The 13021-nt window shown below is 68.8% G+C and carries 10 protein-coding genes; 2 read left to right on the top strand and 8 right to left on the bottom strand.

What is annotated here, in order from left to right; all coding sequences use genetic code 11:
* Window positions 1-3114 (top strand): efflux RND transporter permease subunit, encoded by a 3114-nt coding sequence (locus AC3WRI_RS08270; RefSeq protein ID WP_011615100.1) that lies wholly within the window; start codon window positions 1-3, stop codon window positions 3112-3114.
* Between the two features lie 112 nt (window positions 3115-3226).
* Here the strand turns inward: AC3WRI_RS08270 and AC3WRI_RS08265 are convergent, their stop codons facing one another.
* The 6 genes from AC3WRI_RS08265 to AC3WRI_RS08240 form a co-directional block, all read right to left on the bottom strand.
* Window positions 3227-4417 (bottom strand): amidase, encoded by a 1191-nt coding sequence (locus tag AC3WRI_RS08265; protein WP_010810101.1) that lies wholly within the window; start codon window positions 4415-4417, stop codon window positions 3227-3229.
* Window positions 4418-4454: 37 nt separating this feature from the next.
* Window positions 4455-5468 (bottom strand): ABC transporter ATP-binding protein, encoded by a 1014-nt coding sequence (locus tag AC3WRI_RS08260; RefSeq protein WP_010810100.1) that lies wholly within the window; start codon window positions 5466-5468, stop codon window positions 4455-4457.
* Between the two features lie 10 nt (window positions 5469-5478).
* Window positions 5479-6510, bottom strand: coding sequence for an ABC transporter ATP-binding protein (locus AC3WRI_RS08255; protein ID WP_010810099.1), 1032 nt, complete (start codon window positions 6508-6510; stop codon window positions 5479-5481).
* Window positions 6511-6513: 3 nt separating this feature from the next.
* Entirely contained in the window at window positions 6514-7401 is an 888-nt protein-coding gene (locus tag AC3WRI_RS08250; protein ID WP_010810098.1) for an ABC transporter permease, read from the bottom strand.
* Between the two features lie 10 nt (window positions 7402-7411).
* Window positions 7412-8362, bottom strand: a complete 951-nt coding sequence (locus AC3WRI_RS08245; protein ID WP_010810097.1) for an ABC transporter permease — start codon at window positions 8360-8362, stop codon at window positions 7412-7414.
* 122 nt (window positions 8363-8484) lie between these two features.
* Window positions 8485-10107, bottom strand: coding sequence for an ABC transporter substrate-binding protein (locus AC3WRI_RS08240; protein ID WP_010810096.1), 1623 nt, complete (start codon window positions 10105-10107; stop codon window positions 8485-8487).
* Window positions 10108-10322: 215 nt separating this feature from the next.
* On the opposite strand from AC3WRI_RS08240, the gene AC3WRI_RS08235 reads away from it, so the two are divergent.
* Window positions 10323-11570, top strand: coding sequence for a Zn-dependent hydrolase (locus AC3WRI_RS08235; protein WP_010810095.1), 1248 nt, complete (start codon window positions 10323-10325; stop codon window positions 11568-11570).
* 22 nt (window positions 11571-11592) lie between these two features.
* Here the strand turns inward: AC3WRI_RS08235 and AC3WRI_RS08230 are convergent, their stop codons facing one another.
* Both AC3WRI_RS08230 and AC3WRI_RS08225 read right to left on the bottom strand, forming a co-directional pair.
* On the bottom strand, window positions 11593-11940 hold the full coding sequence (locus AC3WRI_RS08230; RefSeq protein ID WP_011615103.1) for a hypothetical protein: 348 nt from the start codon (window positions 11938-11940) through the stop codon (window positions 11593-11595).
* 156 nt (window positions 11941-12096) lie between these two features.
* Window positions 12097-12897, bottom strand: coding sequence for an IclR family transcriptional regulator (locus AC3WRI_RS08225; RefSeq protein WP_011615104.1), 801 nt, complete (start codon window positions 12895-12897; stop codon window positions 12097-12099).
* Window positions 12898-13021 lie beyond the last annotated feature (124 nt).

Below are 13021 nucleotides of genomic sequence, written 5' to 3'. Positions count from 1 at the left end.
ATGGATCATTCCCGCTTCAACCTGTCGCGCTGGGCACTCGAGCACCAGCCGCTGACCCGCTACCTGCTGGTGGTGCTGCTGCTTGGCGGCATGCTGGCATTCTTCCAGCTGGGCCAGGACGAGGATCCGCCCTTTACCTTCCGCGTGATGGTGGTGCAGGCCTTCTGGCCCGGCGCCACCGCCGAGCAGATCGCCGTCCAGGTGACGGACAAGATCGAGCGCCAGCTGCAGGAAGTGCCCTATGCGGACAAGATCCGCAGCTTCTCCAAGCCGGGCGAGACCACGGTGATCTTCCAGCTCAAGGACACCTCGCCGGCAAAGGAGACCGCGCAGGTCTGGTACACCGCGCGCAAGAAGATCGGCGATATCCAGCAGACGCTGCCCGCGGGCGTGCGCGGGCCGTTCTTCAATGATGAGTTTGGCGACGTGTACGGCACCATCTACGCGCTCTCGGCCGACGGCTTCAACTACAAGGAGCTGCGCGAGTACGCCGACCTGGTGCGCCAGGAACTGCTGCGCGTGCCGTCGGTGGCCAAGGTGTCGCTGATCGGCCTGCAGGACGAGAAGGTCTTCATCGAGTTCAACCAGGCGCGCTTCGCCCAGCTGGGGCTGGATATCAACGCCATCGCCGACCAGATCTCGCAGCAGAACAACCTGACCGGCAGCGGCGTGCTGGTCACCCCGACCGACAACCTGCAGGTGCGCCTGTCCGGCCAGTTCGCCAGCGTGGAGGACCTGGAGAACCTGGTGCTGCGCGGGCCCAACGGCATCGCCAATATCCGCCTGGGCGACATCGCGCACGTCTACCGCGGCTATGTCGACCCGACCCAGACGCGCATGCGCTTCAACGGCAAGGACGTGATCGGGCTGGGCATTTCGATGCAGAAGGGCGGCGACATCATCGAACTGGGCAAGAACCTGCGCGCCGCGTTCGACCGGCTGCGCACGCAGTTGCCGGTGGGAATCGAGATGGACCAGGTGCAGGACCAGCCGAAGGCGGTCCAGCGTTCGGTGGGCGAGTTCGTGCACGTGCTGATCGAGGCGGTGGTGATCGTGCTGGCGGTCAGTTTCGTCTCGCTGGGGCTGCACACCAAACCGCTGCGGCTGGACGCGCGCCCGGGCCTGGTGGTGGCGCTGACGATCCCGCTGGTGCTGGCGGTGACCTTCCTGTTCATGAATATCTTCGGCATCGGGCTGCACAAGATATCGCTCGGCGCGCTGATCGTGGCGCTTGGGCTGCTGGTGGACGACGCCATCATTGCGGTCGAGATGATGGTGCGCAAGCTGGAAGAGGGCTTTTCCAAGATGGAGGCGGCCACCTTCGCCTATACCTCCACCGCGATGCCGATGCTGACCGGCACGCTGATCACCGCGGCCGGCTTCCTGCCGGTGGGCCTGGCGCGCTCGACGGTGGGCGAATACACCTTCGCGATCTTTGCGGTGACGGCGCTGGCGCTGGTGCTGTCGTGGCTGGCCGCGGTCTATTTCACGCCCTACCTGGGCTACCTGCTGCTCAAGACCCGCGGCCCCGGCGCGGGCGAGGCCCACGAGGTCTTCGACACGCCGTTCTATGCGCGCTTCCGCCGGCTGGTGGACTGGTGCGTGAGCTGGCGCAAGGTGGTGATCGCGATCACGCTGGTGGCCTTCGGGCTGGGCATCTACGCCTTCAAGTTTGTCGAGAAGCAGTTCTTCCCGGATTCCAGCCGCCCCGAGCTGATGGTGGAGCTGTGGATGCCCGAGGGCACCAGCTTCGCCCAGATGGAAACCGAGGCCAAGCGCTTCGAGCAGCTGGTCGGCAAGGACAAGGAAGTCGAGAGCCTGACCACCTTCGTCGGCACCGGCGCGCCGCGCTTCTACCTGCCGCTGGACCAGATCTTCCCGCAGACCAATGTGGCGCAGGTGATCGTGATGCCGGTCAGCACCGAGGTGCGCGATGCGCTGCGCCGCCGCATCATCAAGCTGATGGATGCCGAATTCCCGTACCTGCGAGGCCGCGTCAAGCTGTTGCCCAACGGGCCTCCGGTGGCCTATCCTGTGCAGTTCCGCGTGATCGGGCCGGACGCAGCCGGGGTACGCCAGCTGGCCGACCAGGTCAAGGCCGAGATGCGCGCCAACCCCAATACCGTCGGGGTCAACGACAACTGGAATGAGAACGTCAAGATGCTGCGCCTGGAGATCGACCAGGACAAGGCGCGCGCACTGGGCGTGACCACCAATGCCATCGCCCGCGTCACGCAGACCGTGCTCAGCGGCGTGCCGGTGGGCCAGTACCGCGACGGCGACAAGCTGATCGACATCCTGATGCGCACCCCGCGCAATGAGCGCGATGCGATCTCGGACCTGAACAACATGCTGGTGCCGACCAACACCGGGCGCATGGTGCCGCTGACGCAGGTGGCGCGCGTGACGCTGCGCTCGGAGCCGGGCGTGGTGTGGCGCGAGAACCGCGACTTCGGCGTGACCGTGCAGGCCGATGTGGTCGACGGCATCCAGGGCCCGACGGTGACCGCGCAGATCAACCCGAAGCTGGACCAGCTGCGCGCGCAGCTGCCGCCGGGCTACCGCATCACCGTGGCCGGCGCGGAGGAAGAGAGCGGCAAGGCGGGCGCCTCCATCGCGGCGCAGTTGCCGCTGTGCATCTTCATCATCTTCACGCTGCTGATGCTGCAGCTGCACAGCTTCTCGCGCGCGACCATGGTGTTCCTGACCGGCCCGCTGGGCCTGATCGGCGCCGCCGCCACGCTGTTGCTGCTGCGCGCGCCGATGGGGTTTGTGGCGCAGCTGGGCATCACCGCGCTGCTGGGCATGATCATCCGCAACTCGGTGATCCTGGTCGACCAGATCGAGCAGGACATCAGCGCCGGCGTGCCGCAGTGGACCGCCATCGTCGAGGCCGCGGTGCGCCGCTTCCGCCCGATCATCCTGACCGCCGCCGCGGCGGTGCTGGCGATGATCCCGCTGTCGCGCTCGATGTTCTGGGGGCCGATGGCGGTGGCGATCATGGGCGGGCTGATCATTGCCACGGTGCTGACGCTGCTGTTCCTGCCGGCGCTGTATGCGGCGTGGTTCCGCGTCAAGCGGCCGGGGAACGGGGTGTCGGCGCTGGCGAGTTGAGGTGCGGCGCGGTTCAGGCTGTGGCTTCGCGGAAGCCGCGGGCCGGTCCTGGCGAAACGATGCCGGCATCGACCTCGCCGTCGGCATGCCGCGTGCCCCTTGCCTTACTGGTTCACGCCTTGTGCGCCATGATCCGCTCCGCCAGTGCCACCAGGCTGCGGTCACTGCCCGCCGGCCCCAGCAGCGAGATGCCGAGCGGTGCGCCGTCGCGGCCGGCCAGCGGCAGGTTCAGCTGCGGGAAGCCGCTCAGCGGCGTCAGGCACAACGTCTGGGCGGCGAGGTTGCGGTAGGTCTCCAGGGACTCGATCGGTTCGGCGCGCAGCGGCGCGATATCGGGCATGGTCGGCAGCACCAGCACGCCGTCCGGCCCCAGCAGGCGGCCCAGGTGCGCGGTGAAGTCGCGGCGTACGGCACTGGCTTCGTCGAACTGGCTGCGGGTGACGGCCTTCGAGAAGGCGAAGCGTGCCGCGACATCGGCACCCAGCTCCAGCCCGTGTTGCTCGATCAGTTCGCCGTCGCTGCGCCACGCCTCCCAGCCCTGCACGTAGCGGAACGCCCACCACAGGTCGGACAGCGGCCGGTCGGCCACGGTGGCAGGCGCGGCCCGGCCCAGCGCGGTTTCGATCCGGGCGACAGCCGGCGCCAGCGCGTCGCGGGCCTCCGGGGTCGGCTGGGCGAACAGGTCGGTGGCAAACAGCAGCCGCGGCGCGGCCGGCAGCGGCGCCGGGTCCGCGCCGAACAGCACCTCGGCCACGCGCGCGAAGGTGCCGATGTCGCGCGCAAAGAAGCCGCAGGTGTCCAGGCTTTCGGACAGCGGCAGGCAGCGTTCCAGCGAAATGCGCCCATGCGTGGGCCGGATGCCGAACAGGCCGCAATGGCTGGCCGGCGCGCGCACCGAGCCGCCGGTGTCGGAGCCCAGCGCAAAGTCGCACAAGCCGTTCGATACCGCCGAGGCCGAGCCCGACGACGAGCCGCCGGTGATGCGCTCCGGTGCCGCGCCGTTGACCGGGCGCCCGTAGTGGGCGTTCTGGCCGTTCATGGAGAAGGCCAGCTCGTCAGTGTGGGTCTTGCCGACGAAGGCGGCGCCGGCGTCCAGCAGCCGCTGCACCGCCGGTGCGGTCGCGGCCTTGATGCCCGAGCGCGCCAGCACGTGCGGATTGCCGCCGCCGGTCGGATAGCCAGCTACGTCGAACAGGTCCTTCACGGCAAAGCTCAGGCCCCGCAGCGGGCCGCTGGCGGCGTGCGGGACGGCGATCTGTGGGTACGGCATGAAGGCACGGGCAGGATGGGTGGCAAGCGTCATGGGTGGCCTGGAATACGTTGGGGTTCTGGGATGGGGGTCATGCCGCGGTGGCGACCGCGGGCTCGGCGGCCAGCACGCAACTGACGCGGTGCCCGGTGCCGACGGTGACCGCCTGCGGCACCTCGGCCAGGCATTGCGGGCGCGCATGCGGGCAGCGCGGTGCAAAGGTGCAGCCTGGCGGCAGCGCGGCCAGGTCGGGCGGGGCGCCGCCGATGGCCTGCAGCCGCTGGCCGCGGTCCATGCCATGCTGGCGGCTCTGCAGCAGGGCGATGGTGTAGGGGTGGCGCGCCGCGCGCAGCAGGGTGCGGATCGGGCCTTCTTCGACAATGCGCCCGCCGTACATCACCGCGACGCGGTCGGCGATCTCCACCGCGGCGCCGATATCGTGGGTGACGAAGACGATGGACAGCCCCAGTTCGCGCTGCAGCTCGCGCAGCAGGATCAGCACCTGGATCTGCACGGTGGCGTCCAGCGCGGTGGTAGGCTCGTCGGCCAGCAGGATCCTGGGCCGCGCCGACAGTGCCAGCGCGATCATCGCGCGCTGGCGCATGCCGCCCGACAACTCGTGCGGATACGCTGCCATCCGCCGCTCCGGGCTGGGAATGCGCACGGACTCGAGCGCCTGCAGCGCGCGCGAGCGCGCCTCGGCGGCCGAGACCTTGTCGTGGGTGCGGATGCATTCGACGATCTGCTGGCCCACGGTGTAGACCGGGTCCAGCGCCAGCAGCGGCTCCTGGAACACCATCGCCATGGTGCCGCCGCGCAGCCGGGCCAGCGCGCGCTGGTCGAGCGCCATCACCTCGGCGCCGTCGACGCGGATCTGGCCTGCCATGCGGGTGCGGCGCGGCGGGTGCAGACGCATCAGCGCGCGCAGCGTGACGCTCTTGCCGGAGCCGGATTCGCCGATCAGGGCCACGGCCTCGCCGGCGCCCACGTCGAGCGAAACGCCGTTGACGGCGCGGATGGTCTTGCCGCCGCCGGAGAAGGTGACGTGCAGGTCCCGCACCGAGATCATCGGCGCGCCGGGTGTGCCTTGCGGGTTGGTGGACATGGTGGGCTCCTCAGGGTGCGGCGGCCAGCAGGCAGGCGACCGGATGCCCGGCCACCAGGTCGGTCAGCTGCGGCTCGCGCCGCGCGCACACGTCCTGCGCCATGGCGCAGCGCGGATGGAAGCTGCAGCCGGACGGCGGGTTGATCGGGTTGGGCGGGTCGCCCGCCAGCGGCGCGACCGCGGTGCGGCGGTCGGGGTCCATCGACGGCATCGACGCCAGCAGCGCGCGCGTGTACGGGTGCGCCGGGTGCCGATAAAGGGTCTCGGTATCCGCGATCTCCACCACCTTGCCCAGGTACATCACCATCACGCGGTCGCACAGGTAGCGGATCACGTTGAGGTCGTGGCTGATGAAGACGTAGGTCAGGTCGAACTCGGCCTTCAGGTCCAGCAGCAGGTTCAGCACCTGCGCCTCCACCGACTTGTCCAGTGCCGAGACCGCCTCGTCCAGGATCACCAGCCGCGGGCGCAGCGCCAGCGCGCGGGCAATGTTGACGCGCTGGCGCTGCCCGCCCGACAGCTCGTGCGGGTAGCGCCCGGCAAAGCGTGCCGGATCGAGCCCGACGCGCTGCAGCAGGTAGCGGGCGCGCTCGGTGGCTTCGCGCGCCGGCACGCCATGGACGCGTGGCGTGAAAGCGATCGACTCCTCGATGGTCAGGCGCGGGTTCAGCGACGAATAGCTGTCCTGGAACACCATCTGCACCTGGCTGCGGAACTGCTTCATCGGCAGCTGGGCCGAGCCCACGCCCTGCGCGTCGAAGATCAGCTCGCCGCGGTCCTGCTGCGTCAGCTGCATCAGCAGCCGCGCGGTGGTGGACTTGCCGCAGCCGGACTCGCCGACCACGCCCAGGGTCTCGCCCTTGAGCACGTCGAAGCTGACGCCATCGACCGCGCGCACGGACGCGGCGCGCGCGCGCAGGCCGGGCAGGCCGGACTTGATGGGAAAGTGCTTGACCAGCTGGTGGGCGATCACCAGCGGCTGCGCCGGGCCGCCGACATCGCGGCCGGCCTGTGGCGAAGGGGCCTGCATCAGTGCTGGCATGGTTCAGTCCTTGATTTCCATGGCCGAGCGGATGCCGTCGGCCAGCAGGTTGAACGAGACCGAGGTCAGGAAGATCATGGCGCCGGGCAGGGCGGCAACCCACGGCTGGGTGTAGATGGCCGTGCGCAGCGTGTTGAGCATCAGGCCCCACTCCGGCTCCGGCGGCTTGACGCCCAGGCCCAGGAAGGACAGCCCGGAGGCCAGGATCATCGACACCGAGATCAGGCTGGTGGCATAGACGAAGATCGGTCCAAGCACGTTGTTGAGCACATGGGCGCGCACGATGGTCAGCGACGATGCCCCGGAAGCACGCGCCGCATCGACAAACTCGCGGTTGCGCACCTGGGTGGTCACGCTCTCGGCCACGCGCACGATCTGCGGGATAAAGACGATGGTCAGCGACAGCAGCGCATTGCCCACGCCCGCGCCCAGCGTGCCCGACAGCGCGATCGCCAGCAGCACCGACGGGAAGGCGTACAGGATGTCGGTGAGCCGCATGATCACGGTGTTGGTCCAGCCGCCGGCATAGCCTGCGACGATGCCGAGTGCGCTGCCGATGACAAAGGCCAGCAGCACCGGCGTGATGCCCATGAACAGCGACAGCCGCGCGCCCAGCATCAGCCGCGACAGCATGTCGCGTCCCAGCTCGTCGGTGCCGAGCGGGAAGTGCTCGGTGCCGATCGGCTTGAGGCGCTTGAGGATCGATGCCGCGTACGGGTCCGCCGGCATCAGCACCGGGGCGAACAGCGCCATCAGCACCAGCCCCAGCAGCACCAGCGCGGCCAGCATGGCCAGCCGGTTGCGCAGCAGGCGCCGGCCCACCGTGGTCCAGTAGCCGGGCGAGCGCTGCACCGCGGCGGCGGCCGGTGATTGATCGACAGTCATGTCCATGGCGGTCTCCTCAGTTGCGCTGGATGCGCGGGTCGAACAGCGTCTGCAGCGCATCGACCAGCAGGTTGAGCAGCACGAAGAACACCGCCAGCACCAGGATGGTCCCCTGCAGCAGCGGGAAGTCGCGCTGGAAGATGGCGGAGTTGAGCAGGAAGCCGGTGCCGGGCCACGAGAACACGGTCTCGATCAGGATCGAGCCGCCCAGCAGGTAGCCCAGCTGCAGGCCCATCACCGACAGCGCGGTCGGCGCCACGTTCTTGAGCACATGGCGGAACACTGCCAGGTCGGACAGGCCGCGCGCGCGCAGGCCGACGATGAACTCGTTGGCCAGGATCTCGGCCACCAGCGCGCGCACCGTGCGTGCCACGATGCCCATCGGGATCACCGACATGGTCACCGCCGGCAGCAGCATGTACTGCATGTGCTCCCAGTCCCATGCCCAGTCGCCCGAACCGCCCGGCCCGGCGCCGGTAGCCGGCAGCCAGCCCAGCAGCACCGAGAATGCGATCACCAGCACCATGCCGAGCCAGTAGTGCGGGATGCTGACGCCCAGCACCGACAGCAGCGAAGCGGTGCGGTCGGCCACGGAGTCGCGCAGGTAGCCGGCGACAAAGCCGAACAGGCAGCCGAAGCTGAAGCCGATCAGCGTGGCCACGGTGGCCAGGCGCAGGGAATTGACCACGGCGGCGCCGACTTCGGCCATCACCGGGCGGCTGGTGGCGATGGACGTGCCCAGGTCGCCTTGCAGCGCGCGGCCCAGCCAGTGCACGAATTGCTCCAGGAAGGGCTTGTCGAAGCCATAGAGTGCGGTCAGCTGGCGGCGCAGCTCTTCCGAGGCGTCGGGCGGCAGCACCGACACCAGCGGATCGCCGGGGGCGATATGGACCAGCGAGAAGCACAGCAGCGCCACCCCGAGCAGGATGGGGATGGCATAGAGGATGCGGCGGAACAGGTATTGCATGGGAGGATCCGGCAAGTTGGGGCGTGCGTGCGCCGTGCGCGGCACGCGGGGAAGACCGGGCGGGATTGCCGGGCCGCGCGGCGGCGGGGCTGCCGCGCGGCGTCCGTCGGGCGCGGCCGGGATCAGTCCATCGACATCGTCGCGATATCGATAAACCAGCTCTGCGGCTGCACCACGCCCTTGACCTTCTTCGAAATCGCGCGCGGGCCGACGTCGTGCGCGATCAGCACGAACGGCGACTCCTCGACGATGCGGGCATGCAGCCTGGCCAGCGCCGCGTCGCGCGATTTCTCGTCAAACGAGGTGCGCGCGTTCTCGATCAGCTTGTCGAACTCGGCATTGCCGAAGTAGCCCCAGTTGTTCGAGACCGGCGGCTGGGTCTTGGTGCTGACAAAGCGCACCATGGCGAAGAACGGGTCCATTGCCGCAAAGCTGACGTTGATGGCATTGGCGCCGTGCGCGCTGGCGTCCTTGGCGCCGACGCGCCAGTTGGTGAAGAGGGTGTTCCACTCGACCACGTCGAAGTCGACGTCGATAAAGCACTCCTTCAGGTTCTGCTGCACGTATTCGTTCATCGGCAGCGGCTGCATCTGGCCGGAACCCGACGCCGACACCTGCACCTTCACCTTGACCGGTTTGGCGGCGGAGTAGCCGGCCTCCTGCATCAGCTTTTTGGCAGCGGCCGGGTCGTACTTGATATCGAACTTGGGATTGCCCCACCACGGGTTGCCGGCTTCGACGATGCCCTTGGCCTCGGCCATGTAGCCGCCCAGCAGCGTCTTCAGCCCGCTGCGGTTGACGCACAGGTTGGCGGCCTGGCGCACGCGCTTGTCCAGCCATGGCGAGCCGGGCGCGAACGACAGCTGCCACGGCCACATATGCGGCTGCGCATTGGCATAGACCTGGAAGCCGCGGCTCTTGATCTGGGCGATGGCGTCGGGTGCCGGGGCTTCGATCCAGTCGACCTGGCCCGACAGCAGCGCGGCGGTGCGCGCGTTGGCCTCGGGCATCGGCACCATCACCACCTTGTCGATCTTTGGCACGCGCTTCGTGTCCCAGTATTGCGCATTGCGCACCACTTCCAGGCGCTCGCGCGGCACGAAGCGGCTCATCCTGAACGGCCCGGTGCCGGCGGCATCGGCGGCAAACGCGACCCAGGCCTGCTTGGAGCGCTCGACCGGATCGGTGACCGAGGCCGGCACCGCAGCGAATTTCTTCTCCCACTGCGTGGGCGAGGCCATGAACAGGTTGGTCAGGTTGTAGGGCAGGAACGAATCCGGCTCGGAGGTGACCAGCTCCACGGTGAAGTCGTCGATCTTCTTGGCCGTGCGCAGCGTCGGCATGCGCGAGGCGGTCACGCCGACCTGGCTGGGATCGAACTGCCTGGCGGTCTTGTCCAGCACTTTGCCGACGTTCCAGACCACGGCATCGGCGTTGAACGGGGTGCCGTCGTGGAACTTGACGCCGGGGCGCAGCTTGAACACCCATCTGGTCTTGTCGGCGGCGTCGACCTTCCATTCGGTGGCCAGGCCCGGGATCAGCAGGCTGGGGCCGTTGCCCCGGGACAGGTCCCATTGGGTGAGGCCGTCGTACATCGGGATGCCGGAGAAGCGGTTGCCCTCGAAGCCCTGGTCGGGCTGGCCGAGCGTGCGCGGGATGTCGGCGGCGGTCATGCCGATGCGCAGCACCTTGTCGGCATGGGCGGCACCGGGCAGCGCGAGCAGCGACAGCACGGCGGCGCTCATGACCGAGGCAGCTGACTTGAGACCTTTCGCGAGAAGGGAGGGATCGTGGTGCACAGGCTTGCTCCTGGGTTGGCTTGAGGGGACGGATGTCTGCAAAGCAAGTCATGTGCCACGGTGGCAGGGCCGGGAATGCGGGCCGAAGTGCCGGCTACGGTGGTCTGCTTCTTGCTGAACCTGCTGCCGTTTCCTCTCCCTCACCCCACCCGCAACCAGACATGGACCAGCTACACCTTCCCCGCATCAATGGCGCCCGCCTGTGGCAATCGCTGATGGACCTCGCCGCGATCGGCGCCACGCCCAGGGGCGGCGTGTGCCGCATCGCGCTGACCGAAGCCGACCGCAAGGGGCGCGACCTGGTGGTGCAGTGGTGCCGCGAGGCCGGGCTCGACGTGCGCGTCGACGAGATCGGCAACGTCTTCGCGCGCCGCGCCGGCAGCGACCCCGACGCGCGCGCCGTGGCCACCGGCAGCCATATCGACACCCAGCCCTCGGGCGGCAAGTTCGACGGCAACTTCGGCGTGCTGGCCGGCCTGGAAGTCATGCGCACGCTCGACGACCTGGGCATCGTCACGCGCGCGCCGCTGGAGGTCGCGTTCTGGACCAACGAGGAGGGCACGCGCTTCACGCCGGTGATGATGGGCTCGGGCGTATTTGCCGGAGAGTTCGACGCGGCTTTTGCGCGCGCCCAGACCGATGTGGATGGCGTCAGCGTGGGCGACGCGCTGGCGGCGATCGGCTACCGCGGCGCGCAGCCGGCGGGCGCGGTGCCGGGCGGCATGTTCGCGGCCTACTTCGAGGCGCATATCGAGCAGGGGCCGGTGCTGGAGGCGGCCGGCCTGCCGATCGGCGTGGTCTCGGGCGCGCTGGGCCAGCAGTGGTACGACGTGACCGTGACCGGCATGGACGCGCACGCCGGCCCGACGCCGCTGGCGCTGCGCCACGACGCGATGCTGGCGGCCGCGCGCATGGTCGAGGCGGTCAACCGGATCGCGCGCGACGAGGCGCCGCACGGGCGCGGCACGGTCGGCTATCTGCAGGTCACGCCGAACTCGCGCAACGTGATTCCGGGCCGGGTCGATTTCTCGGTCGACTTCCGCAACCTGTCGCAGGCCGGGCTGGACCGCATGCACGCGGCCATGCAGGCGGCATTCGAAGGCATTGCTGTGGCCGCCGGCGTGGAGGTCGAGATCCGCCAGGTGGTGAAGTTCGAGCCGTGCGTGTTCGCGCCCGAATGCGTTGACAGCGTGCGGCGCGCGGCCACGGCGCTGGGCCTGCCGCATATGGACGTGGTCAGCGGCGCCGGCCACGACGCGGTCTACGTCGCGCGGCGCGCGCCCACCGGCATGATCTTCGTGCCGTGCAAGGACGGCATCAGCCATAACGAGCTGGAAGACGCGCTGCCCGAGCATGTCGAGGCGGGCGCCAACGTGCTGCTGCAGGCCATGCTGGCGCACGCGCGCTAGGCGCCCGCGCCAGATCCAGAGGCTAGTTGCAGATCGTGCCGGGAACCGGCTTGCCCGAGGCGGTCAGCCCCTGGCACGCATCGCCGCTCGCCAGGCTGGTATCCGAGGCCGCGGCCGGTGACAGCTTGAGCTTGCCTGCCACGGTGCAGCACCCGCGGGCTGGCGGCGGCGCTGGCGTGCGCTTGGTCGCCGGCAGCGGCGCCGGCCCACCGGCTTCCGCGGTTTCTTCCGCGTCAGGAAAGACGCACTGCCCTTGCTGGCAGATCCGCTCTCCTTTGCACTGCATGTCGTACTGGCATCCGGCAGCATAGGCGAGCGATGACCAGCCAGCGGCCATCGACGCTGCCAACAGCAAGGCAGGGAATTTCATATGCCCTCCGATCAGGGCTGAGGTGAAGATGCCGGAACGGCTCGGTGCCGCTCCGACACCTTCAGCATAGATCGCGGCAAGGGTCCGCGAAAGGCACTGGCACTCAGGTGTTCTACCACCCCTGCGCGAGTTGGCCGGCCTTCGCCGTGCCGGGCCTCAGTGTGCGATCGAATGCGAGATCGCCCGCGCGCATTCCATCACCAGTGGCGCCAGCTTTTTCTGCGCCTCGGCCATGCTCCAGCGGCTGGCCGGCGGCGACACGTGCACCGCGCCGACCGCAACGCCCTGGCTGTTGACGATGGGCGCGGCCAGGCCCATGTCGCCGATGAACAGTTCCTCTTCATTGCTGGCGTAGCCCAGCCGGCGGCACGCCGCCACGCGCTCGAAGATCGCATCCACGCCGGTCAGCGTCGCGGGCGTGCGCGCCACGCGTGCCGACTGCTCCAGCATCGCCAGGACCTGCTCGTCGGGCAGCGTGCTGAGGTAGGCCCGGCCGGAGCTGGTGCAATACATCGGGATGCGCATGCCCACCGGCGTCAGCACCGGCATGTGCTTGGCGGTCATCAGCTGGGCCACGTAGACCATGTCCAGCCCGACCGGCTCGGTCAGGTTGGCGGTCTCGCCGCTGGCCGCGGCCAGCTGCGACAGGTAGGGGCTGGCCACCGGGATCAGCGCATCGGCCGCCAGATAGTTGTAGCCGATCTCCATCACCCGCGGCGTCAACCGGAAGCGCCGCGTCTGCGGGTGCTTGTCGACATAGCCCAGCGCTTCCAGGGTATGGATGGTGCGCTGCGCCGAGCTCTTGTTCATGCCGGTCAGCGCGGCCAGTTCCGACAGGGTCAGCGTACGGTGGACGCCGTTGAAGGCGCGCAGGACTTCGAGGCCTTTTTCGAGCGACTGGTTGAACAGCGGGTTGTCGCGGTCGGGCGCGGGTGGCGGGACGGGTTTTGACGGCATAGTTGCGTCGCGGGCGAAGGGACCGGGCGGCACCATCCACGGGATGGCTGCACCACGATGAGTGAGTATTGCACCAATATACATATATATCGATTATCGATACGATGGCGAAATGATACCGTCA

The organism is Cupriavidus sp. FW305-27, assembly GCF_058787995.1.
This window is presented reverse-complemented; position numbering and strand designations above follow the sequence as displayed.

What these genes read in the sequence shown, in the direction of transcription:
- AC3WRI_RS08270 (WP_011615100.1), top strand. Translation starts at nt 1, where the DNA reads ATGGATCATTCCCGCTTCAACCTGTCGCGCTGGGCACTCGAGCACCAG.
- AC3WRI_RS08265 (WP_010810101.1), bottom strand. Translation starts at nt 4,417, where the DNA reads ATGACGCTTGCCACCCATCCTGCCCGTGCCTTCATGCCGTACCCACAG.
- AC3WRI_RS08260 (WP_010810100.1), bottom strand. Translation starts at nt 5,468, where the DNA reads ATGTCCACCAACCCGCAAGGCACACCCGGCGCGCCGATGATCTCGGTG.
- AC3WRI_RS08255 (WP_010810099.1), bottom strand. Translation starts at nt 6,510, where the DNA reads ATGCCAGCACTGATGCAGGCCCCTTCGCCACAGGCCGGCCGCGATGTC.
- AC3WRI_RS08250 (WP_010810098.1), bottom strand. Translation starts at nt 7,401, where the DNA reads ATGGACATGACTGTCGATCAATCACCGGCCGCCGCCGCGGTGCAGCGC.
- AC3WRI_RS08245 (WP_010810097.1), bottom strand. Translation starts at nt 8,362, where the DNA reads ATGCAATACCTGTTCCGCCGCATCCTCTATGCCATCCCCATCCTGCTC.
- AC3WRI_RS08240 (WP_010810096.1), bottom strand. Translation starts at nt 10,107, where the DNA reads ATGAGCGCCGCCGTGCTGTCGCTGCTCGCGCTGCCCGGTGCCGCCCAT.
- AC3WRI_RS08235 (WP_010810095.1), top strand. Translation starts at nt 10,323, where the DNA reads ATGGACCAGCTACACCTTCCCCGCATCAATGGCGCCCGCCTGTGGCAA.
- AC3WRI_RS08230 (WP_011615103.1), bottom strand. Translation starts at nt 11,940, where the DNA reads ATGAAATTCCCTGCCTTGCTGTTGGCAGCGTCGATGGCCGCTGGCTGG.
- AC3WRI_RS08225 (WP_011615104.1), bottom strand. Translation starts at nt 12,897, where the DNA reads ATGCCGTCAAAACCCGTCCCGCCACCCGCGCCCGACCGCGACAACCCG.